The 24,690-nt window shown below is 64.4% G+C and carries 21 protein-coding genes and 4 tRNA genes; 8 read left to right on the top strand and 17 right to left on the bottom strand.

Annotated elements, in window-relative coordinates; all coding sequences use genetic code 11:
- Positions 1–13 precede the first annotated feature (13 nt).
- Together tssK and tssJ are read right to left on the bottom strand one after the other, a co-directional pair.
- The gene (gene tssK, locus L1Z78_RS13250; RefSeq protein WP_267967008.1) at positions 14–1,342 is read right to left on the bottom strand and encodes a type VI secretion system baseplate subunit TssK; all 1,329 of its coding nucleotides are present in this window, start codon (positions 1,340–1,342) and stop codon (positions 14–16) included.
- Between the two features lie 18 nt (positions 1,343–1,360).
- On the bottom strand, positions 1,361–1,933 hold the full coding sequence (gene tssJ, locus L1Z78_RS13245; RefSeq protein ID WP_234641938.1) for a type VI secretion system lipoprotein TssJ: 573 nt from the start codon (positions 1,931–1,933) through the stop codon (positions 1,361–1,363).
- On the opposite strand from tssJ, the gene L1Z78_RS13240 reads away from it, so the two are divergent.
- Positions 1,863–2,420, top strand: a complete 558-nt coding sequence (locus tag L1Z78_RS13240) for a hypothetical protein (protein WP_234642313.1) — start codon at positions 1,863–1,865, stop codon at positions 2,418–2,420. The two genes, tssJ and L1Z78_RS13240, sit on opposite strands and share 71 nt — an antisense overlap.
- 213 nt (positions 2,421–2,633) lie before the next feature.
- Here L1Z78_RS13240 and lpdA read toward each other — a convergent pair whose 3' ends face one another.
- Genes lpdA through aceE form a run of 3 tightly spaced genes read right to left on the bottom strand, consistent with a single transcriptional unit; the run spans position 2,634 to position 8,910 of the window.
- Positions 2,634–4,472 (bottom strand): dihydrolipoyl dehydrogenase, encoded by a 1,839-nt coding sequence (gene lpdA, locus L1Z78_RS13235; protein ID WP_234641937.1) that lies wholly within the window; start codon positions 4,470–4,472, stop codon positions 2,634–2,636.
- 15 nt (positions 4,473–4,487) lie between these two features.
- Entirely contained in the window at positions 4,488–6,173 is a 1,686-nt protein-coding gene (aceF, locus tag L1Z78_RS13230) for a dihydrolipoyllysine-residue acetyltransferase (RefSeq protein ID WP_234641936.1), read from the bottom strand.
- A 19-nt stretch (positions 6,174–6,192) separates the two neighbouring features.
- Positions 6,193–8,910, bottom strand: a complete 2,718-nt coding sequence (gene aceE / locus L1Z78_RS13225) for a pyruvate dehydrogenase (acetyl-transferring), homodimeric type (RefSeq protein ID WP_234641935.1) — start codon at positions 8,908–8,910, stop codon at positions 6,193–6,195.
- 310 nt (positions 8,911–9,220) lie between these two features.
- Between aceE and L1Z78_RS13220 the strand changes: the two genes are divergently transcribed.
- The 6 genes from L1Z78_RS13220 to L1Z78_RS13195 all read left to right on the top strand — a co-directional run bounded on the left by L1Z78_RS13220 (position 9,221) and on the right by L1Z78_RS13195 (position 16,798).
- Positions 9,221–11,794, top strand: coding sequence for a PAS domain-containing sensor histidine kinase (locus L1Z78_RS13220; protein ID WP_234641934.1), 2,574 nt, complete (start codon positions 9,221–9,223; stop codon positions 11,792–11,794).
- Positions 11,791–12,441 (top strand): response regulator transcription factor, encoded by a 651-nt coding sequence (locus L1Z78_RS13215; RefSeq protein ID WP_012205807.1) that lies wholly within the window; start codon positions 11,791–11,793, stop codon positions 12,439–12,441. Before L1Z78_RS13220 ends, L1Z78_RS13215 begins: the two co-directional genes overlap by 4 nt.
- 87 nt (positions 12,442–12,528) lie before the next feature.
- Entirely contained in the window at positions 12,529–13,383 is an 855-nt protein-coding gene (gene folD, locus L1Z78_RS13210) for a bifunctional methylenetetrahydrofolate dehydrogenase/methenyltetrahydrofolate cyclohydrolase FolD (RefSeq protein ID WP_234641933.1), read from the top strand.
- Between the two features lie 76 nt (positions 13,384–13,459).
- Positions 13,460–15,508, top strand: a complete 2,049-nt coding sequence (locus L1Z78_RS13205) for a M3 family metallopeptidase (RefSeq protein WP_234641932.1) — start codon at positions 13,460–13,462, stop codon at positions 15,506–15,508.
- 193 nt (positions 15,509–15,701) lie between these two features.
- A complete protein-coding gene (locus L1Z78_RS13200; protein ID WP_326491978.1) occupies positions 15,702–16,427 on the top strand; it encodes a glutaredoxin domain-containing protein in 726 nt (241 codons plus the stop codon).
- Complete coding sequence (locus tag L1Z78_RS13195) at positions 16,424–16,798, top strand: hypothetical protein (protein WP_234641931.1); 375 nt, start codon at positions 16,424–16,426, stop codon at positions 16,796–16,798. The genes L1Z78_RS13200 and L1Z78_RS13195 overlap by 4 nt, the downstream gene beginning before the upstream one ends.
- Before the next feature lie 47 nt (positions 16,799–16,845).
- Here the strand turns inward: L1Z78_RS13195 and rpiA are convergent, their stop codons facing one another.
- The gene (gene rpiA / locus L1Z78_RS13190) at positions 16,846–17,538 is read right to left on the bottom strand and encodes a ribose-5-phosphate isomerase RpiA (protein ID WP_234641930.1); all 693 of its coding nucleotides are present in this window, start codon (positions 17,536–17,538) and stop codon (positions 16,846–16,848) included.
- A gap of 34 nt (positions 17,539–17,572) precedes the next feature.
- Here rpiA and L1Z78_RS13185 point away from each other — a divergent pair, with 34 nt between their 5' ends.
- Positions 17,573–18,619 (top strand): quinone-dependent dihydroorotate dehydrogenase, encoded by a 1,047-nt coding sequence (locus L1Z78_RS13185; RefSeq protein WP_234641929.1) that lies wholly within the window; start codon positions 17,573–17,575, stop codon positions 18,617–18,619.
- A 72-nt stretch (positions 18,620–18,691) separates the two neighbouring features.
- On the opposite strand, the gene L1Z78_RS13180 is transcribed toward L1Z78_RS13185, so the two are convergent.
- From L1Z78_RS13180 to hscA, 11 genes are all read right to left on the bottom strand, one after another.
- On the bottom strand, positions 18,692–19,066 hold the full coding sequence (locus L1Z78_RS13180; RefSeq protein WP_234641928.1) for a hypothetical protein: 375 nt from the start codon (positions 19,064–19,066) through the stop codon (positions 18,692–18,694).
- 2 nt (positions 19,067–19,068) lie between these two features.
- Positions 19,069–19,470: a phage holin family protein gene (locus L1Z78_RS13175; RefSeq protein ID WP_234641927.1), complete on the bottom strand. Its 402-nt coding sequence runs from the start codon at positions 19,468–19,470 to the stop codon at positions 19,069–19,071.
- 25 nt (positions 19,471–19,495) lie between these two features.
- Positions 19,496–19,807 (bottom strand): DUF883 domain-containing protein, encoded by a 312-nt coding sequence (locus L1Z78_RS13170; protein WP_234641926.1) that lies wholly within the window; start codon positions 19,805–19,807, stop codon positions 19,496–19,498.
- A 184-nt stretch (positions 19,808–19,991) separates the two neighbouring features.
- Positions 19,992–21,092 carry an NAD(P)/FAD-dependent oxidoreductase gene (locus L1Z78_RS13165; RefSeq protein ID WP_234641925.1) on the bottom strand — a complete coding sequence of 367 codons (1,101 nt, stop codon included), beginning with the start codon at positions 21,090–21,092 and terminating at the stop codon, positions 19,992–19,994.
- A 162-nt stretch (positions 21,093–21,254) separates the two neighbouring features.
- Positions 21,255–21,329 (bottom strand) — tRNA-Val (locus L1Z78_RS13160).
- A 36-nt stretch (positions 21,330–21,365) separates the two neighbouring features.
- Positions 21,366–21,440 (bottom strand) — tRNA-Val (locus L1Z78_RS13155).
- A gap of 36 nt (positions 21,441–21,476) precedes the next feature.
- A tRNA-Val gene (locus L1Z78_RS13150) sits at positions 21,477–21,551 on the bottom strand.
- Positions 21,552–21,588: 37 nt separating this feature from the next.
- Positions 21,589–21,663: transfer RNA gene (locus tag L1Z78_RS13145), tRNA-Val, on the bottom strand.
- Positions 21,664–21,696: 33 nt separating this feature from the next.
- Positions 21,697–22,422 carry a DNA polymerase III subunit epsilon gene (gene dnaQ, locus L1Z78_RS13140; protein WP_234641924.1) on the bottom strand — a complete coding sequence of 242 codons (726 nt, stop codon included), beginning with the start codon at positions 22,420–22,422 and terminating at the stop codon, positions 21,697–21,699.
- A 10-nt stretch (positions 22,423–22,432) separates the two neighbouring features.
- Positions 22,433–22,771, bottom strand: a complete 339-nt coding sequence (gene fdx, locus L1Z78_RS13135; RefSeq protein ID WP_013802212.1) for an ISC system 2Fe-2S type ferredoxin — start codon at positions 22,769–22,771, stop codon at positions 22,433–22,435.
- Between the two features lie 25 nt (positions 22,772–22,796).
- Complete coding sequence (gene hscA / locus L1Z78_RS13130; protein ID WP_234641923.1) at positions 22,797–24,665, bottom strand: Fe-S protein assembly chaperone HscA; 1,869 nt, start codon at positions 24,663–24,665, stop codon at positions 22,797–22,799.
- Between the last annotated feature and the right edge of the window lie 25 nt (positions 24,666–24,690).

Raw genomic sequence — 24,690 nt, 5'->3', positions numbered from 1 at the left:
GAGTCGACGGGCCTCAGGGCTTGATGGCCCAGAATTCCAGGCGCAACCCGGGGAAATCCCCCGCCACATGCATTGCAACGCCGCTGGAGCGCTGCAATTGATCCCACAACTCGTTGGTGGTGTCGAGCTGGAAGTAGTTGTAGTTTGCGTGATAGGGCAGTTCGCGCGGTGCGATGGGCATGGGGTTGAGCTTCACACCAGGCAGGTGCAGATTGACCAGGTCCCGTATCTTCTCGACCGGCCCGATCTTGACCTGCGTGGGAAAGCGCGTGCGCACCACATCCGTGGGCAGGTCGGCAAATACCGCCAGCACGAAACTGGCCTGCTTGACCAGATTGAGGTCCGGGATCACGCCGACACGCACACCGTACTGGCGCTCGTGCAATTCGATGGGGATGGCGTTCTGCTCCAGCACCATCGACAGGGAGCGGCGGATATCGTTGACCACCGCTTCGAAACAGGCACTGGGCTCATCGTGGTCATAGACCGGATAGGCAATGGGCCGCCGGCTTTCCCGGGTGAAGGTGGACAGCTCCCCCGCCAATTCCAAGAGGTGCCCATAGATCCGTTCCGGATGCAGGATCTGGTGGTCGCGCAAATGCGCGATCTTGGGCTGCCAACGATTGATGATGTTGAGCATCATGAAATCGCCGACCTCGGAAATCCCGCCGCGCCCGGGCTGCATCACGCGGGCGGCAAGTGCCTCCCCACGCTGCAGCAGCAGGCCGGCGATATCGTCCACCATGGAATGCAGCAGCTTGCTCTGTCCATAGGTGATCGATGGGGCAATGAAACGATGGTCCAGCACCACCGTGCCATCATTGCGACGCTCCAGTACATGCACAACGCCCAATCTCAGCCATGCGTCGGTGATCCGGGACTCGGGAATCAATTGCGCCCGCATGTGCGCCACCTGGGCCAGCGCGGCCTCGCCTCCATAGGCGTTCGAGTCCGTCAGTTCCGCATCCTCGGCGATGTATCGGGCCAGCGGCTCGCTGTCGTCGAAGCTCAGTTCCGTGGCCAGCACCCTTCGCATGGGAAATGCGAGAAAGACGCGCTCGTTCTTGCAGGTCTGCGCCACTTCCAGCGGTTCGACCATGGAGTCCTGTCCCGGCAGGCTGAACGGCGTGCCATCGGGGAAGACGCCGGACGCACGGTTCAGCACGATCTTGCCCAGCGCCAGCGCCTCCTGGTTCACCTCCAGCTCGCGGAACCCCCAGTAATAAGGCTCGGCCGCCAGCGAGCGCGCATGCGTGAAAAACTCCAGATACCTTTCCTGCTGCTGGAAATGCTGGGGACGCAGGAACATTCCTTCAGACCAAACCACCTTGCGTGAATACATGTGCTCAAGCCTTGACTGTCAAAACCGGATCGGCAGATTCAGCGGCAATCCACCGCCTCCCGGCAGTCCCCCGCCAGTGGGCACGGGCACATCGGTGATGTTGGAGGTGACCTCCACCTTGTTGGCGCCCAGCTTGACCGTCACATAGGAGGCTTCGAACGACGGCGAAAACACGGAAAAGCGACCCAGCTCCTTGGGTGCCGGCAACGGCGCCAGACCGCGCCAGACGCTTTTCTCGATGTCCCGGTAGGCGACGAAAACACCCAGGAGCCGCTCCTCGGGTCCTGCCTTGCCAAGAATCGTCTTGGTCTCGCCCGGCTGCAGCGTCACGACCTCCTTGGATACCAATTCCGAACCGAGAATCTGCTCTTCCTTCTCATAGAGCGTGAAGAAGTCGCCGCCATTGAAAGCGGCTGCATTCTTCAGACGAAACAACTTGACCTGCACGGGCGTGGCTTTTCCACTACGGTCGGGATTGAGGTCCTTGTCCGCCACGATCACCACCGTGAAGGGAGCGGGCATGGAAGGCCTGGGACCGGCGCATCCGGAAAGCAACAGCAATGCCGCTGCAAACGCAACAAATTTATACATTTCTAAACCAATGTTTCAAATGAGAATGGCAAATGGTTTGCATGCAGCCCCACCAACCATCGGCAAGCAATGCACCAGCCGCCTGAATCTCGGAAAGTGTAGCAGCCGATGCTTTCTGAAAAGAAAACAGCAGCCTCACCATGGCTGCAACAGCCGAGAATACATGGTTTCCCTCATTGCCTATGGTATTTGCTGCCGGTGTCAAAAAAATGAAACCTCCGAGGCAGCAACGATTGTTGTATGCGGCATATGGTATCCGAACCTGGGCAGTGAGTGCCGCAATGAAGACGTTCACCAACGCCTCACACATACCGGCCTGCCATCCGCCGAACCCCTGCGCACCCGTGCTCTGCGCCAAGTCAATGCCTGCCCGTATTGCAGGCACGGCCATGGTGAGCCCGTCTTTACCACACGGGATTTCTCTGGCGGCATCGCCGACAACGGCGCGAGGCTTTCGCTTTCATTGCAGCCCTTGACAGCGACATGAATCTCAAGATGTAGCCGTTCACGGCATTTGATCCCGGCGAATCGGGAGACGTCCTGTCTTGACAACTGATTCGGCTATCGCGGACCCACTCCGTCAGCGCAATTGCCATCCTCACGGGACCCGGGCACGCACGGGAGCACCGGCCTCCTGGTGCAGCAACGAAAAAGGCAGCCGAAGCTGCCTTTCCCAGGGTTGAGGATATCTTCCAGGTAACTATTTGCGTTGGGGCGGCACATCCGTGCAGGAGCCGTGTGCCACCTCGGCCGCCATGCCGAGGCTTTCGCCCAGCGTGGGATGGGGATGGATGGTCTTGCCGATGTCCACGGCATCAGCACCCATTTCGATGGCCAGCGCGATCTCGCCGATCATGTCGCCCGCATGCGTGCCCACGATGCCACCGCCCAGGATGCGGCCATGGCCGTGCGCCTCGGGGCTGTCATCGAACAGCAGCTTGGTGAAGCCTTCATCGCGGCCATTGGCGATGGCGCGGCCGGAGGCAGCCCATGGGAACAGGCCCTTCTTGACCTTGATGCCCTGCGCCTTGGCCTGGTCTTCGGTCAGACCCACCCACGCCACCTCGGGATCGGTATAGGCCACGCTGGGAATCACGCGGGCGTTGAAGGCGCTGGCGGCCAGTTCCTTGTTGCCTTGCAGTTCCCCGGCGATGACTTCGGCGGCCACGTGGGCCTCGTGCACGGCCTTGTGCGCCAGCATGGGCTGGCCCACCACGTCACCGATGGCGAAGATGTGGGGCACGTTGGTGCGCATCTGGATGTCGACCTCGATGAAGCCGCGGTCCGTGACGGCCACGCCGGCCTTCTCGGCGGCGATCTTCTTGCCGTTGGGCATGCGGCCCACGGCCTGCAACACCAGGTCGTAGACCTGGGGCTCGGGCACGGTGACGCCATCCTTGGCGGGCGCGAAGCTGACCTTGATGCCTTCGGGCGTGGCTTCGGCGCCTACGGTCTTGGTGTTGACCATGATGTTGTCGAAGCGCGGCGCGTTCATCTTCTGCCAGACCTTGACCAGGTCGCGGTCGGCGCCCTGCATGAGGCCGTCCATCATTTCCACCACGTCCAGGCGCGCGCCCAGCGTGGAGTAGACGGTGCCCATTTCCAGGCCGATGATGCCGCCACCCAGGATCAGCATGCGCTTGGGCACGCTGGAGAGGTCCAGCGCACCGGTGGAGTCCACCACGCGCGGATCCTTTGGCATGAAGGGCAGATGCACGGCCTGGCTGCCGGCGGCAATGATGGCGCGCTTGAACTGCACGATCTTCTTGCTGCCGGTCTTTTCCTGGCCGTCGCCCGTGGTTTCTTCCACTTCGAGGTGGTTGGCACCGACGAAATTGCCGTAGCCGCGCACCACGGTGACCTTGCGCATCTTGGCCATCTGGCCCAGGCCGCCGGTCAGCTTGGCTATGACCTTGTCCTTGTGGCCGCGCAACTGGTCGATGTTGACCTCGGGCGCGCCGAACTTGACGCCGGCGACTTCCAGGTGCTTGACCTCATCCACGACGGCAGCCACGTGCAGCAGCGCCTTGGAAGGAATGCAGCCCACGTTCAGGCAGACGCCACCCAGGGTCTTGTAGCGCTCGACGATGACGACGTTCAGGCCGAGGTCGGCCGCGCGGAAGGCTGCCGAATAGCCGCCAGGGCCGCCGCCGAGCACGACCACGTCGCAGTCGTAGTCGGCAGCACCGCCGGCATAGCTGGCCGCCACGGGCGCGGGAGCCGGTGCCGCGTCGGCCGCAGTTGCCGCGGGCGTGGCTGCAGCGGAAGCCGCTGCCGCAGGCGCCGGAGCCGCGGCTTCGCCTGCCACCTCCAGGGTCAGGATCACGGAGCCCTCGGCGACCTTGTCGCCGATACCGACCTTGAGTTCCTTGACCACGCCGGCATGGCTGGAGGGAATCTCCATGGAGGCCTTGTCGGACTCCACGGTGATCAGGGACTGGTCCTTGGCCACGGTGTCACCGGGCTTGACCAGCAGTTCGATCACGCCCACTTCGGCGAAGTCGCCGATGTCCGGCACCTTGATGTCGATGATTGCCATGTATGCAGCCTCCGTTTACAGCAGGATGCGGCGGTAGTCCGCCAGCACCTGGCCCAGATAGGCGTTGAAGCGCGCGGCCGAGGCGCCATCGATGACACGGTGGTCATAGGACAGCGACAGTGGCAGCGTCAGGCGCGGCACGAACTGCTTGCCATCCCACACCGGCTTCATCTGGCCCTTGGACAGGCCCAGGATGGCCACTTCGGGGGCGTTGATGATGGGGGTGAAGTGCGTGCCACCGATACCACCCAGCGACGAGATCGAGAAGCATCCGCCCTGCATGTCGGCCGCGCCAAGCTTGCCGTCGCGGGCCTTCTTGGCCAGCTCGCCCATTTCCTGGCTGATCTGCAGGATGCCCTTCTTGTCGGCATCGCGCAGCACGGGTACCACCAGGCCATTGGGCGTGTCCGCCGCGAAGCCGATATGGAAGTACTGCTTGTAGACCAGGGTGTCGCCGTCCAGCGAGGCGTTGAACTCGGGGAACTTCTTGAGCGCCGCGACCACCGCCTTGATGACAAAGGCCAGCATGGTCACCTTGACGCCGCTCTTCTCGTTCTCCTTGTTGGTGGAGACCCGGAAGGCTTCCAGGTCGGTGATGTCGGCCTCGTCGTTGTTGGTGACGTGGGGAATCATGACCCAGTTGCGCGACAGGTTGGCGCCACTGATCTTCTTGATGCGCGACAGGTCCTTGCGCTCGACCGGGCCGAACTTGGCGAAGTCCACCTTGGGCCAGGGCAGCAGGTCCAGGCCTGTGCCCCCACCCGAGCCACCCTTGGGGGCCGTGGCAGCCTGGGCCCTGGTCTGCACGGCACCCGCCATGACGGACTTGGTGAAGGACTGGATGTCCTCGGCCGTGATACGGCCCTTGTTGCCCGAGCCCTTGACCTCGTCCAGCGGAACGCCGAGTTCGCGGGCGAACTTGCGCACCGAGGGCGACGCATGGGGCAGCTTGCCCGTGGGCGCCACCGTGGGGTTGTGGGCAGGTGCAGCAGCGGGAGCCGACGCGGCAGCAGCCGGAGCCGCAGCGGCCGGGGCAGCAGTTGCCGGTGCAGGGGCTGCTGCAGCGGCAGGTGCCGGCGCCGCAGCCTGGGATGCAGGCGCGGCAGCGCCCTGCACGCTCATCTGGCCCACCACATCGCCCACGTTGACCGTGTCACCGATCTTGAGCGTCAGCGCCGTGACGGTGCCCGCCGCGGGCGACGGGATTTCCATCGAGGCCTTGTCGGACTCGACGGTGAACAGCGATTGCTCGGCCGTCACGGTGTCGCCGACTTTGACCAGCATCTCGATCACGGCCACGTCCTTGAAGTCGCCAATGTCGGGGATCTTGATGTCGATCTGCGCAGCGGCACCCGAGGCTGCGGGCGCGGCAGCGGGGGCGGCGGCCACCGCTGGTGCCGCCACCGGGGCAGCGGCCGGAGCAGGTGCTGCGGTGGCAGGCGCGGACGCGGGCACCGCCGCGTCGGCGGACTCGACCACGGCGATGATGCTGCCTTGCTTGACCTTGTCACCCAGGGCCACGCGCAGCTCCTTGAGCACGCCGGCGTGGCTGGACGGGATCTCCATCGAAGCCTTGTCCGACTCGACGGTGATCAGCGACTGCTCGGCCTTGATCTGATCGCCGGCCTTGACCAGCACTTCGATCACGGCGACTTCATCGAAATCACCGATATCGGGAACTTGAATTTCTACCAATGCCATAGGTGTCTCCCGTTCGTTCTCAGGCGTGCAGCGGGTTGATCTTGTCGGCCTTGATGCCGTACTTGGAGATCGCTTCGGCCACGGTGGTGGCGTTGATCTTGCCTTCTTCGGCCAACGCGCGCAGCGCGGCGACCACGATGTAGTGGCGATCCACCTCGAAGTGTTCGCGCAGCTTGCGGCGGAAGTCCGAGCGACCGAAGCCGTCGGTGCCCAGCACCTTGTAGGTACGGCCCTTGGGCATGAAGGGACGGATCTGCTCGGCGTAGGCCTTCATGTAGTCGGTCGAGGCGATCACCGGACCATTGTGCGACTGCAGCTGCTGCGTGACGAAGGGCACCTTCTGGGTTTCCAGCGGATGCAGCAGGTTCCAGCGGTCGGCTTCCTGGCCGTCACGCGTAAGCTCGTTGAAGCTCGGGCAGCTCCATACGTCGGCGGCAATGCCCCAGTCGGCCAGCAGCAGCTCCTGGGCGAAGAAGGATTCGCGCAGGATGGTGCCAGAACCCAGCAGTTGCACGCGCAGGCCGCTCTCGGGCACCTTCTGGCCGGGCTTGCACAGGTACATGCCCTTGATGATCTGCTGCTCGGTGCCGGGCGTCAGGCCGGGCATGGCGTAGTTCTCGTTGAGCAGGGTGATGTAGTAGAAGACGTTTTCCTGCTCCTGCACCATGCGGCGCAGGCCGTCCTGCATGATCACGGCGACTTCGTGGGCGAAGGTCGGGTCGTAGCTGACGCAGTTGGGGATGGTGTTGGCCAGGATGTGGCTGTGACCGTCCTCATGCTGCAGGCCTTCTCCATTGAGCGTGGTGCGGCCCGAGGTGCCGCCCAGCAGGAAACCGCGAGCCTGCATGTCGCCGGCCGCCCAGGCCAGGTCACCGATGCGCTGGAAGCCGAACATCGAGTAGTACACGTAGAACGGGATCATGATCCGGTTGCTCGTGCTGTAGCTCGTGGCCGCCGCGATCCAGCTGCTCATGCCGCCGGCTTCGTTGATGCCCTCCTGCAGGATCTGGCCGGCCTTGTCCTCGCGGTAGTACATGACCTGGTCCTTGTCGACCGGGGTGTACTGCTGGCCAGCGGGGTTGTAGATGCCGATCTGGCGGAACAGGCCTTCCATGCCGAAGGTACGGGCCTCGTCCACCAGGATGGGGACGACGCGGGGGCCGATTTCCTTGTCGCGCAGCAGCTGCGTCAGGAAGCGCACATAGGCCTGCGTGGTCGAGATCTCGCGTCCTTCGGGCGTGGGATCGAGGATGGCCTTGAAGGTATCCAGCGCGGGCGCGGTGAACTGCTCGCTGGCCTTGACGCGGCGGTGCGGCAGATAGCCGCCAAGGGCCTTGCGGCGCTCGTGCAGATAGCGCATCTCGGGCGTGTCGTCGGCCGGCTTGTAGAACGGCAGGTCGGCGATCTGGCTGTCGGGGATCGGGATGTTGAAACGGTCGCGGAAGGCCTTGATGTCCTCGTCGCCCAGCTTCTTGGTCTGGTGCACGGTGTTCTTGCCCTCGCCGATCTTGCCCATGCCGAAGCCCTTGACGGTCTTGACCAGCAGCACGGTGGGCTGACCCTTGTGCTCGTTGGCCGCATGGAAGGCCGCGTAGACCTTCTGCGAATCGTGGCCACCGCGGCGCAGGTTCCAGATCTCGTCGTCGCTCATGTGCTCGACCATCTTCAGCGCGCGCGGATCGCGGCCGAAGAAGTGCTGGCGGACGTAGGCGCCGTCATTGGCCTTGAACGACTGGTAGTCGCCGTCGTTGCACTCCATCATGATCTTCTTGAGCACGCCGTCCTTGTCCTTGGCCAGCAGCTCGTCCCAGCCCTTGCCCCACAGCAGCTTGATCACGTTCCAGCCCGAGCCGCGGAATTCGCCTTCGAGTTCCTGGATGATCTTGCCGTTGCCGCGCACCGGGCCATCCAGGCGCTGCAGGTTGCAGTTGATCACGAAGATCAGGTTGTCCAGCTTCTCGCGGGCGGCCAGCGAGATCGCGCCCAGCGATTCCACCTCGTCCATTTCACCGTCGCCGCAGAACACCCAGACCTTGCGGTTCTCGGTGTTGGCGATGCCACGGGCATGCAGGTACTTCAGGAAACGTGCCTGGTAGATGGCCATCAGCGGGCCCAGGCCCATGGATACCGTGGGGAACTGCCAGAACTCGGGCATGAGCTTGGGGTGCGGATAGCTGGACAGGCCCTTGCCATCCACCTCCTGCCGGAAGTTCAGCAGTTGCTCCTCGGAGATGCGGCCTTCCAGGTAGGCACGTGCATAGATGCCGGGCGAGACATGGCCCTGGATGTACAGGCAATCGCCGCCATGGTTTTCATTCTCGGCATGCCAGAAATGGTTGAAGCCGGCCGCGAACATGTTGGCCAGCGAGGCGAAGGAGCCGATGTGGCCGCCCAGGTCGCCACCTTCGGGCGGGTGCAGGCGGTTGGCCTTGACCACCATGGCCATGGCGTTCCAGCGCATGTAGGCACGCAGGCGACCTTCGATCTCCAGGTTGCCGGGACAACGCGCCTCCTGCTCGGACTCGATGGTGTTCACATAGCCGGTATTGGCCGAGAACGGCATGTCCACGCTGTTCTGGCGTGCGTGCTCCAGCAGGCCTTCGATCAGTTGGTGGGCGTATTCGGCGCCTTCACGGTCGATGACGGCCGACAGGGCGTCCATCCATTCGCGCGATTCTTGTTGGTCCAGGCCGGCGGGAACGCCTGCATTGCCTTGCGGGTCAGTCTGAGCTGTCATGGGAATGTCTCCTTGCAGAAGGTAGCGTCTTAGGGTCGAACCAGTGAGCGGCCGAGCGCGCCATCGCAGGCGGGTTGCTCACCACGCCTTGCGCGGCACAGACCCTGTCTGGCGAACTTGAAAATACCGATTCACTGCCTCAATGCTCGGCGAGTGTCGCATACTTTTTTTGAATTTCAAATGGTGCTTTTTGATTTCATGATTTGAAATTTTGCTGCAAACGCACATACAGTGAAGCACCCGGAAAACGTCGCCAGGACGACGGCAATAATCCCCTGAAAACAGTCAGACTCTCCCCTACACTGAACGCATGCAAACCTCCCCTTCCGAGCACGGCACGCACAGCCCCTCCTCCCTGGCTGGCGTGGCCGCACCTGTGCGCTGGTGGCGCAGTTGGTGGCGCAGTCTCTCGCCTACCCGGCAGGACCGTTTCGCGGCGCTGGCGCCGCTGGCCGCCGTGCTGATGTTCATGGCGGCCATCGTGGCGTCGTTCTGGTATCTGCGCATGGAGGAGATAGACCGCGAAAAGGAGGCGCTGCACCGCGACGTGGAATACGCCCAGCAGCGCGTGCGCCTGCGCCTGCTGGAACGCCAGGAGCAGCTGATGCGCATGGCGCGCGACATCGGCAACCATGAACTGACCGAGTCGGACTTCGCCAGCCGCGCGGAAGCGCTGATCAGCCAGTACCCCGAGCTGCAGTCCGTCACCTGGATAGATGCCCAGCGGCGCATCCTGGCCAGCCAGTCGGCCCCCACGGTCAGCAGCGAGCAGTTGCGCATACCGCGCGAAGTCCTGCGCGCCGGCGACGCGCTGGAGGCCTACCAGCTCGCACGCGAGATGCAGCAGCCCATCTATGTGCAGGGCCTGGCACACAAGGGAGAGGCGGCGCCGCTGCTGCAGCTGCATGTCCCACTGGCCCAGGACGGCCGCTACATCGGCGAACTGCTGGGCGAGTACTCCATCGACAGCCTGCTGCGCTATGGCACACCCACCGAGATCATGGCCCGCTACGCCATGACCATGCTGGACAGCCGAGGCCAGGTGCTGGCAGGTACGCCGCTGACACCGCGCAAGCAGAGCGCCACCGACCTGCTGCGCTGGCGCACCGTCGCCAACGAGGATGAGGCCCCCGTCGCACCTGTGGGCAACAGTCTGGTGCTGCGTGCCCAGGCCTACCGCACGTCGCTGGGCGTGGTCGGCAGCGGCCTGTTCTGGCTGGTGGGCACACTCAGTGCGATGACGGCCTGGCTGCTGCTGGCCACCTGGCGCCACACACGCCGCCGCCAGCGGGCCCAGGAAGCGCTGGTCGCCGAGACCAACTTCCGCCGTGCGATGGAAAACTCCGTGCTTACCGGCATGCGCGCCCTCGACCTGCAGGGCCGCATCACCTATGTGAACGCGGCCTTCTGCCAGATGACGGGCTGGAGCGAATCAGAGCTGGTCGGCCAGATGCCCCCCTACTCCTACTGGCCGGACAACGACTACGACAACCTCCACTCCAAGCTGCGCGAGGAGTTGTCGGGCAAGACCATCGTCGGAGGTTTCCAGGTGCGCGTGCAGCGCAAGAACGGCACGCAGTTCGATGCCCGCCTGTACGTATCTCCGCTGATTGACGCCCATGGGCAGCACACGGGCTGGATGTCGTCCATGACCGACATCACCGAACCCAACCGCATCCGCGAACAACTGTCGGCCTCCTACGAGCGCTTCACCATTGTGCTGGAGGCGCTGGACGCCTCGGTGTCGGTGGCGCCGCTGGGCAGCGCCGAGCTGCTGTTCGCCAACAAGCTGTACCGCCAGTGGTTCGGTTCGCAGACCGATGGCCATCTGCAACTGGTGGCGCAGGCAGGCGTGCTGCCCGTGCGCTCACAGCCCCAGGGCATGGACGACGAGGACGGACTCATGGGCCTGCCCACCGATTCGCTGACCAGCGCGCGCAGCGAAAACGCCGAGATCTACCTGCCCGAGCTGGGCAAGTGGCTGGAAGTGCGCTCGCGCTACCTGAGCTGGGTGGACGGCCGCCTGGCGCAGATGGTGATCGCCACCGACATCACGCCGCGCCGCCTGGCCGAGGAACAGGCCGCGCGTCAGGCAGAGCACGCCCAGTCCGTCAGCCGCCTGATCACCATGGGAGAGATGGCCTCCAGCGTGGCCCATGAACTGAACCAGCCGCTGACCGCCATCAGCAACTATTGCAGCGGCATGCTCACGCGCCTGGAAAAGGGCTCGCTGACCGAGGAGCAGATGAAGTTCGCTTTGGAGAAGACCGCCCACCAGGCGCAGCGCGCCGGCCAAATCATTTTGCGCATACGCTCCTTCGTCAAGCGCAGCGAGCCCAACCGCACGCTGGCCCAGGTCACCGACATGGTCAGCGAGGCCGTTGAGCTGGCCGGCATCGAGCTGCGCAGGCGCAACGTCCAGCTGACCTACCACGTGGCCGAGCGCATGCCGCCGGTCATGGCCGACACCATCCTCATCGAGCAGGTGCTGGTCAACCTCATGAAGAACGGCGCCGAGTCCATCGAGCAGTCGGGCCGGCCCAGCCACCAGCGCAACGTGGAACTGCGCGTCGTGCCGCGCACCATCGAGGACCAGCGCGTCATCGAGTTCAACGTGCAGGACACCGGCAAGGGGCTGCCACCCGAAGTGCTGGAGCGCCTGTTCGAGGCCTTCTTCACCACCAAGAGCGAAGGCATGGGCATGGGCCTGAACCTGTGCCGCAGCATTGTCGAGTCCCACCAGGGCCGTATGCGTGCCGAGAACCTCTACAATGGTTCCGAGGTTGTCGGTTGCCGGTTCTCATTCTGGCTACCGCTGGCCCCGCCGGGCGACGCGACAACGCCGGCAGCGACCATTGAACCCACAACGAGGACGATTGCATGAGCTTGATCCCCAAAAAAGGCACTGTGTACGTAGTTGATGACGATGAAGCGGTTCGTGATTCGTTGCAGTGGTTGCTGGAGGGCAAGGACTATCGGGTTCGCTGCTTCGACTCCGCCGAGACCTTTCTGTCCCGGTACGACCCCCGCGAGATCGCCTGCCTGATCGTCGACATCCGCATGGGCGGCATGACCGGCCTGGAGTTGCAGGACCGCCTGATCGAGCGCAAGTCACCTCTGCCCATCGTCTTCATCACCGGACACGGCGACGTGCCCATGGCCGTGAACACCATGAAGAAGGGCGCGCTGGACTTCATCCAGAAGCCCTTCAACGAAGAAGAACTGCTGAACCTGGTCGAGCGCATGCTGGACCATGCCCGCGAGGCCTTCGCCGGCCACCAGCAGGCCGCCAGCCGCGACGCGCTGCTGGCCAAGCTCACCAGCCGCGAAGCGCAGGTGCTGGAGCGCATTGTCGCTGGCCGCCTGAACAAGCAGATCGCCGACGATCTGGGCATCAGCATCAAGACCGTGGAGGCACACCGCGCCAACATCATGGAAAAGCTCAACGCCAACACCGTGGCCGATCTGCTCAAGATCGCCCTCGGCCAGGGCCAGACCGCTGCAGCAGCCAAGGCTGCGGTCGCCGGATAAACCGACACTGCTCCACGCTTTTTCACAAAGAGCTGCTAGTGCTTGATCAGCAAGCCCTAGCAGCATTTTTTATTGGTATCTACTGCAATGACAGCCCAACTCATCGACGGCAACGCCCTCTCCCGCCAACTGCGAGCCGAAGTGGCCCAGCGCGCCAGCGCCCTCAAGGCCCGCGGCACCACGCCCGGCCTGGCCGTGGTCCTGGTCGGCGACAATCCGGCCTCCCAGGTCTATGTGCGCAACAAGGTCAAGGCCTGCGAGGATGCGGGCTTTCACTCGGTGCTGGAGAAATACGATGCCTCGATGACCGAGGCCGAGCTGCTGGCACGCGTCGAGGCGCTGAACAACGACCCGTCCATCCACGGCATTCTGGTCCAGTTGCCCTTGCCCGGCCATATCGACGATCACAAGGTGATCGAGACCATCTCGCCGCTCAAGGATGTGGACGGCTTCCACGTGGCCAGCGCCGGTGCGCTGATGGTGGGCGAGGTCGGCTTCAAGGCCTGCACCCCCTATGGCTGCATGAAGATGCTGGAGTCCATCGGCATGAAGGACCTGCGCGGCAAGCATGCCGTGGTCATCGGCCGCTCCAACATCGTCGGCAAGCCCATGGCCATGATGCTGCTGGCCGCCAATGCCACCGTCACCATCTGCCACAGCGGCACGGCCGATCTCGCGGCCATGACGCGCCAGGCCGACATCGTGGTGGCGGCCGTGGGAAAGCGCAACGTGCTGACAGCAGACATGTGCAAGAGTGGCGCCGTGGTCATCGACGTGGGCATGAATCGCAACGACGACGGCAAGCTCTGCGGCGACGTGGACTTCGACGGCGTCAAGGAAGTGGCCGGCTTCATCACCCCCGTGCCCGGCGGTGTCGGCCCCATGACGATTACCATGCTGCTGGTCAACACCATGGAGGCGGCCGAGCGCGCCGCCGGCTGACCAGGAGCTGACAAGCATCGGGCGGATCCCTGGGGGAGCCGCTTGATTTCAATGCACTCGCCGGCATCTAACACGCATGAGCAATCCCCTCCTCGAATCCTCCGACCTGCCCCTCTTCGATCGCATCCGCCCCGCGGACGTCGGCCCCGCCATCGAGACCCTGCTGAACGAGGCCTCCGAGGCCCTGGAGACCGTCACGGCCGCAAGCTTCCCCGCGCGCTGGGATGCGATCTCTGCCGTGCTCGACGTCGCCACCGAAAAACTGGGAACGGCCTGGGGAGCGGTCAGTCATCTCAACAGCGTGGCCGACACGCCGGAGCTGCGCGCCGCCTACAACGACTCGCTGCCAAAGGTCACCGAGTTCTGGACCCGCCTGGGCGCGGACGAGAGGCTGTACGCAAAATACAAGGCCATCGATCCCTCAACGCTCAATATCGAGCAGCGCGCGGCCTGGGACCACGCCATGCGCAACTTCGTGCTGTCGGGCGCGGAGTTGCAGGGCGAGGCCAAGCTGCGCTTTGCCCGGATCCAGGAGCGTTCGGCCGAGCTCGCGCAGAAATTCAGCGAGAACGCACTGGATGCCACCGACGCATTCGCCTACTACGCCACGGCCGACGAACTCCAAGGCGTGCCTCAGGATGTGCAACAGGCAGCCCGAGCCGCCGCCGAGGCCGAGGGCAGACAAGGGTTCAAGCTCACGCTGAAGATGCCTTGCTACCTGCCCGTGATGCAGTTCGCCACGAGCAGCACGCTGCGCGAGACGCTCTACCGCGCTTATGTGACGCGCGCCTCCGACCAGGCCGAGGGTGACGCACGCCGTTTCGACAACACGGCCAACATCTCCGAGATCCTCGCCCTGCGCAAGGAAGAGGCACAACTGCTCGGCTATCGCAACTTCGGCGAAATCTCCCTGGTGCCCAAGATGGCGCATTCACCGCAGCAGGTCATCGACTTCCTGCGTGACCTGGCCCACCGCGCCCGCCCCTACGCAGAAAAGGACGTGGCCGACCTGCGCGCCTTCGCGCGCGACGAGCTGGGCCTGTCCGAACCCCAGCCCTGGGACTGGCCCTACATTTCCGAGAAGCTCAAGGAAGCGCGCTATGCCTTCAGCGAACAGGAGGTCAAGCAGTACTTCCCGGCCCCCAAGGTCCTGGCGGGGCTGTTCAAGATCGTCGAGACGCTGTTCGACGTGGCCATCCGTCGTGACGTGGCTCCCGTCTGGAATCCAGCCGTCGAGTTCTACCGCATCGAGCGCAGCACACCCCGGGGCCCGCAGCTGGTAGGCCAGTTCTACCTGGACCAGCCCGCACGCACGGGCAAGCGCGGTGGTGCCTGGATGGATGATGTACGCACACGCTGGCTGCGCCCCGACAACCATAAGCTGCAGACACCGGTCGCGCACCTGGTCTGCAACTTCGCCGCGGGGGTCGACGGCAAGCCCGCCCTGCTCACGCATGACGACGTGATCACGCTGTTCCACGAGACCGGCCACGGCCTGCACCACATGCTTACCCAGGTCAACGAGCGCGATGTGTCCGGCATCGCGGGCGTGGAATGGGATGCGGTGGAACTGCCCAGCCAGTTCATGGAAAACTTCTGCTGGGAGTGGGAAGTGCTCAGGCACATGACGGCCCATGTGGACACGGGCGAGCCACTGCCACGCGTGCTCTACGACAAGATGATCGCGGCCAAGAACTTCCAGTCGGGCATGCAGACGCTGCGCCAGATCGAGTTCGCGCTGTTCGACATGCTGCTGCACACCGAACACGACCCCCAGGCCGACATCATGCCGCTGCTGGCCCGGGTGCGCGCCGAGGTGGCCGTGCTTCCCTCGCCCGCCTACAGCCGCACGGCACACACCTTCAGCCACATCTTTGCCGGAGGCTATGCCGCCGGCTACTATAGCTACAAGTGGGCCGAGGTGCTCTCCGCAGATGCCTACGCAGCCTTCGAGGAAACCATGCTGGCCGACGGCACGCCCAACCCGGAAACCGGCCGCCGCTACCGCGAGGCCATCCTGGAGGCCGGTGGCGCCCGTCCGGCGATGGAATCGTTCAAGGCCTTTCGCGGACGCGAGCCCCAGCTCGATGCCCTGCTGCGCCACCAGGGCATGGCCCAGGCCTGATCTCCGCTCCATCGGACCTTGCAAGCGCCCCGCCGGGGCGCTTTTTCCTGGAGCGCGCCTTTACCTCGGGCCTGCAAGGTGCCGTACCGACGTCATCGCAGTTCACGGGCACGCTATGCTTGCACCCACACAAGGCCCAGCCTGCGTTTGCGCAGCCCTGCACGAAACCCTTTTTCCGAAGCCGAGATCGCCCATGCAGTCTTCCTCCAGCCCTCGCCACGGTGTCCTGCGCCCACTGATGCCGTGCATTGCCCTTGCCCTGATCGCCACCGCCCTGCCTGCAGGCGCGCAGCAGGTCTACCGCATCGTCGGGCCGGATGGGAAGGTCACCTTCTCGGACCGTCCGGCGCAAAGCGCCCAGCAACAGGCGGCACCAGCCGTCCAGGCAGCCGGAGCTGCCGACGGCAATGCCAGCCTGCCCTATTCGCTGCGTCAGATCACCGCCCGTTTTCCCGTGACGCTCTACACCTCCTCCGACTGCGCACCGTGCGACAGCGCCCGCCAGTTGCTGCAATCCCGGGGCATTCCTTTTTCCGAGCGCCTGGTGCAGACCGAAGCGGATGCCACGGCCCTGCAAAAGATCAGCGGCAAGAACAGCCTGCCGTTCGGCACCATCGGCAAGCAGTTCATCGATGGGTTCTCAGCCAGCGAATGGACGCAATACCTCGATGCCGCCGGCTATCCGCAAAGCTCCCAACTGCCCCCTCGGTACAAAAGGCCGCCAGCCCAGCCGCTGACCACGCCCCCTCCTGCGCAAGCCGCAGCAGCCAAGCCCGTGCCCCCCCGCCGTGGACGAAGAGCCGCCCCGCTACAGGCCCCCGGCAGCCCCCACGTCCACGCCTGCACCGGGTTCGCGCACCAGCGACAACCCTGCGGGGCTGACCTTCTAGTCGGACGGCTACCAGGCCATCGCCCATGATTTCCGATCTGGCCTGGACGGTGGCAAGGCTGGCCGTCCTGCTGGGACTGCCCACCCTGGTCGCATGGCAGTTGATCGCCAGGCCATCCTGGCGGGAGCCTTTCAGGCTCTCGCTCCTGGCCGTGGTGCCCTGCCTGGCCACGCTGTGGTTCATGCACGATGGTGGCCTGGGCAATGGCCTCAACCGTCTGGCGTTCTACATGGTCAACGGCGCATTCTTTGCAGGATATGCGGGCCTGGCCGCCCTCGTGCTACTGGTTCAGCGCATCCGGCGACGGCCTGTGCAGGCCCATCTTCGGGCCCTGTACTGCGGCGGCCTGGCCCTGCTGGCCTGGACCTTGGGCGCCATGGCATTCGAGAGCCTGGACTGACTCGGCCTTGCGGGCTTGCGCAGGCCGGCGCGGCGGATGCCGTGGCCTCAGTAGGTCAGCGTCTGCACACCTTCAGGTGTGCCCAGCAGGCAGACCGCGGCCTTCTGGTGTGCGAACACCCCCACGGTGACCACGCCAGGCCACTGGTTGACCTCGGATTCGAAGGCCAGCGGCTCGGCAATCTTCAGACCGTGCACGTCGAGGATGTGCTGGCCGTTGTCCGTGACCAGGGGCGCACCGTCCTTCATCCGGATCTCGGCACGACCGCCCAGTGCCTCGAAGCGGCGGGCGATCTGGCCCGCGGCCATGGGAATCACCTCCACGGGCAAGGGAAAGGCCCCCAGCACCTCGACGCGCTTGGAGGCATCGGCAATGCAGACGAAGCGCTCGGCCAGTGCCGCCACGATCTTCTCGCGCGTCAGCGCCGCGCCACCGCCCTTGACCATGTGGCCACGGCCGTCGATCTCGTCGGCGCCGTCGATGTACACCGACAGGCGGGAGACCTCGTTGGCATCCAGCACCTTGATGCCCAACGCTTTCAGGCGCTGCGTGCTGGCCACGGAACTGGAGACGGCACCGGGGATACTGTCCTTGATCGTGGCCAGCGCATCGATGAACTTGTTGACGGTCGAACCCGTGCCGACACCGACGATTTCGCCGGGCACCACATAGGCCAGGGCGGCCTGCCCGACCAGGGCTTTGAGTTCATCTTGGGAAAAAGAGGCAGCAGAGGTCGTCATGAGGGAAAATCCAGGTAATCCTTCGATTATCCCCATGTCTCTGATCCCCTACGCCCTGACCCGTCCCTTTCTCTTCGGCATGGACCCCGAATCCGCCCACGACTTCACGATGAACCTGATGGCCAGGGGGCAGAACACGCTCTTGCAGCAGGCCTGGGCCCAGCCCCTGGTGAACGACCCCATCGAGCTCGCCGGCCTCCGTTTCCCCAACCGCGTGGGTATGGCTGCGGGTCTGGACAAGAATGCCCGCTGCATCGACGCACTGGCCGCCATGGGTTTCGGCTTCGTGGAAGTGGGCACCGTGACACCGCGCGCCCAACCTGGCAATCCCAAGCCACGCATGTTCCGCATTCCCGAGCGCAATGCACTGATCAACCGCCTGGGGTTCAACAACGAAGGGCTGGACGCGTTTCTGAGCAACGTCAAGCGCTCGCAGGCGCGCACCCAGGGCAAGCCCCTGCTGCTGGGCCTGAACATCGGCAAGAACGCCACCACACCCATCGAGGAAGCCACCAGCGACTACCTCAAGGCACTGGACGGCGTCTACCCGCATGCCGACTATGTGACGGTGAACATCAGCTCGCCCAACACCAAGAACCTGCGCGCCCTGCAAAGCGATGAAGCACTGGATGCCCTGCTGGGCGCTATCGCCCAGCGGCGCGAACAACTGGCCTCGCAACATGGCAGGCGCGTTCCCGTGTTCGTGAAGATCGCACCCGACCTGGACGAGGAGCAGGTCGGCGTCATCGCCGCCACCTTGCAGCGCCATGGCATGGACGGCGTGATCGCCACCAACACCACCATCAGCCGCGCAGCCGTCAAGGGCCTGGCCCATGGGGAGGAAACCGGCGGCCTGTCCGGTGCTCCGGTGCTCGAAGCCAGCAACCAGGTCATACGGCAGCTGAGGGCCGCGCTGGGTAGCCGCTACCCCATCATCGGCGTCGGAGGCATCCTCAGCGGCGAGGATGCCGTCAGCAAGATCCGCGCCGGAGCCGACGTGGTCCAGATCTACAGCGGCCTGATCTACCGCGGCCCGGCCCTGGTTCCCGAAGCCGCACGAGCCATCGCGCAACTGCGCTGACCAGCGCATCAAGCAAGAAAAAGCCCGGCAAGCCGGGCTTTTCCTGTACGAAGTGGCGCTGCGGACGGGCCGTCAGCTCCTTCGTTGTTGCCAGCGCAGAATCACGGGCAGGACCGTCGAGCCAATACGCATCAGCTTGCGCGGCCCCACGACCATGGCTGCGGCCGCGGCCAGGGCGACGGCCACGGGATGCAGCCGCGCAAACGTCGAGATGCGCTCCAGCAAAGGCGCATCAGGCCGCACCTGGGTTGCAGACCGGCTCAACGCCCGGGCCTGGGCCACGGCCGCAGAGCGCGCCTTGATACGCTCGCGCTGCTGGGCGATGCGCTGCATCACCCGTTGCTGCTCGATGGAAGATGTGGACCACAACTCGGCATTCGGGCCCACGGGCCTTGGCTCGGTGACGGCACCATTGCGGGACAGGGAGACGTTGGAAGCATCGACCATGGTCACAGCCTGTTCTTCAACGCCTGCCAGTCCTGGCTCAGCTCGTTGCGGGTGAGGATGAAGGGTCGGGACAGCCCGCGCACGCTGGCGATCAGCCGCCACAGGGCAAAGGCCCAGATGGCAAGCCAGCCACCGCCCAGCAGCCAGGCCACGAGCACACGGTGCTCCGTATCCCAGAACTGCACCAGCAGCGCCACGGAGAGCGTGAGCATGACCACGACGCTGAGACCGCCGAGAGCGATCAGCAGCACCACCACGTTCTGGATGCTGCGCCGGTGCTGCGCCCATTCCAGACGTGCAAGGTCCGTGCGGTCCTCCGCGGCAATCGCCAACTCGATCACGGCCGCCCGCCAGCGTGCAACCCAGGCATCCAAACCCAGAAGGGAAATCCAGTTCACAGGCATCCTTTCCGGTCAGGCCTGCCGGCGATCAGCGACGGCCCAGCATGAAGCCCAGCAGAGCGCCCACGGCCAGCGCGGCGCCGGCGACACGCCACGGTTCATCATGGGCATAACGGTCCGCGGCGTAGGCGGCGTCCTTGGCCTGGCGAGCGGCCTCCTGCGCGGCGCGTACGGCAGAGTCGCGCACGTTCGACATACCGTCATCGATGCGCTGGCGCAGCAGATGGATTTCCGGCACGGCGTCCAGCTCCTTGGCGGACAGCAGGCCACGCAGATCGCTGACCAGCTTTTCAAGATCGGCTTGGGCGGTGGAGACGGTGTCAGTGATCGATTTCGTCATGATGGGCCTTTCTATTGAGGGAAAAACAAATAGGGCGGGAACAGGCAATCATGTCGCCCGATACCTGTCACGCAACATGGGCATGGCCCTTGCCACATGCAAGCATCTTATCCAATTGTTCCCAGGGTTCCAGGAAGCGCAGGGGCCACGGCCGTGTCAGACGAGACCGGCCATGCGCCGCGAGTCAACGCAACAGGTTCACGACATGCGCACCGATCGCGAGACAGCTGGTGAGTCCCGGCGACTCGATGCCCAGCAGTTGCACCAGGCCGGCAACGCCGTGCACCTGCGGCCCCTGGATGACGAAATCCGCAGCCACCTCGCCAGGGCCGCTGATCTTGGGCCGGATTCCCGCGTAGCCAGGCTCCAGGGCGGCGTCGGGCAGCGCAGGCCAGTAGCGTCGAATCTCCGCATAGAAGGCTTTTGCACGCGCCGGATCCACCCGCAGATCGTCCGCGCCATCGACCCACTGCACATCAGGGCCGAACTTCGCCTGCCCCCCCATGTCCAGGGTCAGGTGCACGCCCAGACCCGCCGCCTCGGGAACCGGGTAGATCAGTCGCGAGAATGGCGCACGCCCCGTCAGCGTGAAATAGTTGCCCTTGGCGTAGTAGGCACGGGGCACGTACTGCGGCGGCAAGCCCCGGATGCGCGATGCCAGCGCCGGCGCCTGGAGCCCGGCGGCATTGACCAGCGTGCGGGCCGTCAATTCCGTGCCGTCTTCCGTGCGCAGCCAGATACCTTCCGGCATGGCGGCCGCCTCCTGCACCTGGGCATGACAGACCACCATGCCACCCGCGTGCTCCAGATCGCCTTGCAGGGCCAGCATCAACCCATGGCTGTCGATGATGCCGGTACTCGGTGAAGACAGGGCCGCCACGCATTGCAGCGCGGGCTCCAGGCTCCGGGCCCCATCACGCTCCAGCCAGCGCAGATCATGGACGCCATTGGCCTCGGCCTTGCGTGCAATGGCCTGCAGCTGCCCACGCTGTGCCTCATCCGTCGCGACGATGAGCTTGCCGCAACGCCGGTACTCGACGCCGCGCTCGTCGCAGTAGGCATACAGCCGCTGCCGGCCTTCGACGCACAGACGCGCCTTCAGGGAATTCTGCGGATAGTAGATCCCCGCATGGATGACCTCGCTGTTGCGCGAGCTGGTACCTGCACCTGTGGCCTCGGCCGCCTCCAGCACCATCACCTCCCTGCCGTGCAAGGCCAGCGCCCTGGCCACCGCAAGTCCCACGACGCCCGCCCCCACCACCACGCAATCGACCTGTTCGCTCATGTTGTCCGCCTGTTGCTCACTGTGGCAGCGATTATCGGCTTGCACCTCAGTGTCGATGCGAGCCGGCATCCTCAAGGAGAGCGCCCATGCATCCCGCCTCGGGGAAGCGGGCAATTGCCAAAACACAAAGCCCTCCAGCACTTTCATGCTGGAGGGCTTGATTGGTGGGTGATACATGGATCGAACATGTGACCCCTGCCGTGTGAAGGCAGTGCTCTACCGCTGAGCTAATCACCCGAGAAAACCGGCCGCAAAGCCAGCTTCCTGGAAAACTGGTGGGTGATACATGGATCGAACATGTGACCCCTGCCGTGTGAAGGCAGTGCTCTACCGCTGAGCTAATCACCCGAGAAAACCGACCGCAAGGCCAGTTTCCTGGAAAACTGGTGGGTGATACATGGATCGAACATGTGACCCCTGCCGTGTGAAGGCAGTGCTCTACCGCTGAGCTAATCACCCGAGAAAACCGGCCGCAAAGCCAGCTTCCTGGAAAAACTGGTGGGTGATACATGGATCGAACATGTGACCCCTGCCGTGTGAAGGCAGTGCTCTACCGCTGAGCTAATCACCCGTATGTCGTTACTGCGACAAGACTTAGATTATGTCATAAGTTCTGGGACTGATTTTCAAAGCCGCGCCAAATTGTCTTGCCACCGCTGGATTTGTCCATTTGCACCAGCACGTCCTCATGTGCGGCCAGTTCCTGCGCGTTGGCCTGCACCACACGCAGCCGCAAGGTGCTCAGATCCATTTGCGCAACGACCAGCCCCCCATCGGACTCGGCCGGCTCATCCGCCATGAGCAAGGCTTCCTGACCACGCGTGAGGTTGATGTAGACGTCGGCCAGCAATTCCGCGTCCAGCAAGGCGCCATGCAGCGTGCGCCCGGAGTTGTCCACCTCCAGGCGATCGCACAGCGCATCCAGCGAATTGCGCTTGCCGGGGAACATCTCCTTGGCCATGGCCAGGGTGTCCAGTACGCCCGAGACGCACTGCCGGATCGGCGGGCGATTGGCCAGCTCCAGCTCCTTGTTCAGGAAGCCCAGGTCGAACGGCGCATTGTGGATGATGAGCTCGGCGCCCTGAAGGTAGGTCCAGATCTCCTCGACCTTCTGCTCGAAGCGTGGCTTGTCCTTGAGGAACTCGGTGGTGATTCCGTGCACGCGCAGCGCATCCGGATGGCTGTCGCGTCCCGCATTGAAATACAGATGCAGGTTGTTGCCGGTGAGCTTGCGGTTGACCATCTCCACGCAGCCCAGCTCGATGAGCCGGTCACCGTTCTCGGGCGACAGGCCGGTGGTTTCAGTGTCGAGGATGATTTGACGCGACATGTCCGGGCCTTCAGTGGTTTTCCTTGGCGTGGTTGAGCGAGTACTTGGGGATCTCGATGGTCACGTCCTCGCGCGCGAGGATGGCCTGGCAGGACAGGCGCGACTGCGGTTGCAGGCCCCAGGCACGGTCCAGCAGGTCCTCCTCCTCCTCCTCGGCCTCGTTCAGGGAGTTGTAGCCTGCCTTGACGACGACGTGGCAGGTCGTGCACGCGCAACTCATGTCGCAGGCGTGTTCGATCTTGATGTTGTTGTCCAACAGGGCCTCGCAGATCGAGGTTCCGGCTGGCGCCTCGATTTCGGCACCCTGGGGACAGTATTCGGCGTGGGGAAGTATTTTGATAACGGGCATGACGGATCTGCGGTCGGATCGGAAATCAGGAAAGGGATTGCACGCTCTTGCCGGCCAGGGCCTGCTGGATGCTGCGGTTCATGCGCTCGGCGGCAAAAGCCTCCGTGCCCTTGGCAAGCGCCTGGGTGGCTGACTCGATCACGCCGGCATCCTGGGAACCCAGGCTCGTGCGCAAGGCATCGACCAGGGCATCGATGGCGAGACGCTGCTCGCCCGTCAGCACATCGCCGTCGGCCTGCAGCGCACTGTGCGTGGCCATGAGCATGCGATCAGCATCGACACGCGCCTCCACCAGTGCGCGGGCCTGCATGTCCTGCTGGGCCGTGGCAAACCCGTCTTGCAGCATGCGGGCGACTTCGTCGTCCGACAGTCCGTAGGAGGGTTTGACGTGGATATGGGCCTCGACACCACTGGTCTGCTCCTTGGCTCCCACCGACAGCAGGCCGTCGGCATCGACGGTGAAGGTCACGCGGATGCGCGCGGCTCCTGCGGCCATGGGCGGGATGCCGCGCAGCTCGAAACGTGCCAGGCTGCGGCAGTCGGCCACAAGGTCGCGCTCGCCCTGCACCACATGGATGGCGAGTGCCGTCTGCCCATCCTTGTAAGTGGTGAAGTCCTGGGCACGGGCCGTGGGGATGGTCTCGTTGCGGCTGATGATGCGCTCCACCAGCCCGCCCATGGTCTCCACGCCCAGCGACAGCGGGATCACGTCGAGCAGCAGCATGTCGCCTCCGGAACTGTTGCCGGCGAGCTGGTTGGCCTGAATGGCAGCACCCAGCGCCACGACTTCATCGGGATTGAGATTGACGAGCGGATCGCGGCCGAAGAACTGAGCCACGGCCTCGCGCACCTGGGGCATGCGGGTGGATCCGCCCACCAGCACCACGCCCTGCACCTCGTCTCGTGTCAGGCCCGCATCCTTGAGTGCCCGCCGCACGGCCGACAGCGAGCGTGCCGTCAGATGGGCAGTGCAGGCATCGAAGTCGCTGCGCTTGACATCAAAATGCACAGCGCCAGTGGACAGTTCGGCAACCAGTTCTGCCGTCTGGGCATCGGTCAAGGCCTGCTTGCACAGGCGTGCCGCCATGCGCCAACGCGCCTTGTCCTGCGCTGTCTGCGGCACGATTCCAATCTGCTGCGCCACCCATTCGGCCAACGCGGCGTCGTAGTCATCGCCGCCCAGGGCCGAATCGCCGCCAGTGGAGACCACCTCGAACACCCCCTGTGCCAGCCTGAGGATGGAGATGTCGAATGTCCCCCCTCCCAGGTCATAGACGGCATAGACGCCTTCGGAGGCATTGTCAAGGCCGTAGGCGATGGCGGCCGCCGTGGGCTCGTTGATCAGGCGCAGCAGATGAATGCCGGCCAGCTTGGCAGCATCCTTGGTTGCCTGGCGCTGGGCATCGTCGAAATAGGCGGGCACGGTGATGACGGCACCATGGATGTCATCATTGAAGGTGTCTTCGGCGCGGTAGCGCAGTGTGGCCAGGATCTCGGCGCTGACCTCCACGGCCGTCTTGGTGCCGTCGACCGTCTCGATGCCGATCACGCCACGGCCCGCTTGTGGGTCCGCGAAGCGGTAGGGCAGCTTTTCCGGGGCTTCGATGTCAGCCAGCGTGCGGCCCATGAAGCGCTTGACCGAAGCGATGGTGTTGGCGGCATCGGTGGACAGGGCCGCCTGCGCGGCGCGCCCGATCTCACGCCGCCCCTGGGGCAGATAGCGCACCACGGATGGCAGCAGCACCTGGCCATCGTCGTCCGGCAGGCATTCGGCCACGCCATTGCGCACCGACGCAACCAGCGAATGGGTTGTCCCCAGGTCGATGCCCACGGCAATACGCCGCTGGTGGGGATCGGGAGATTGACCGGGTTCGGAAATCTGCAAAAGCGCCATGGAAATACTCGGGAAGTCGCAGGTC

The organism is Delftia tsuruhatensis, assembly GCF_903815225.1.
Classification (GTDB): domain Bacteria; phylum Pseudomonadota; class Gammaproteobacteria; order Burkholderiales; family Burkholderiaceae_C; genus Comamonas; species Comamonas tsuruhatensis_A.
This window is presented reverse-complemented; position numbering and strand designations above follow the sequence as displayed.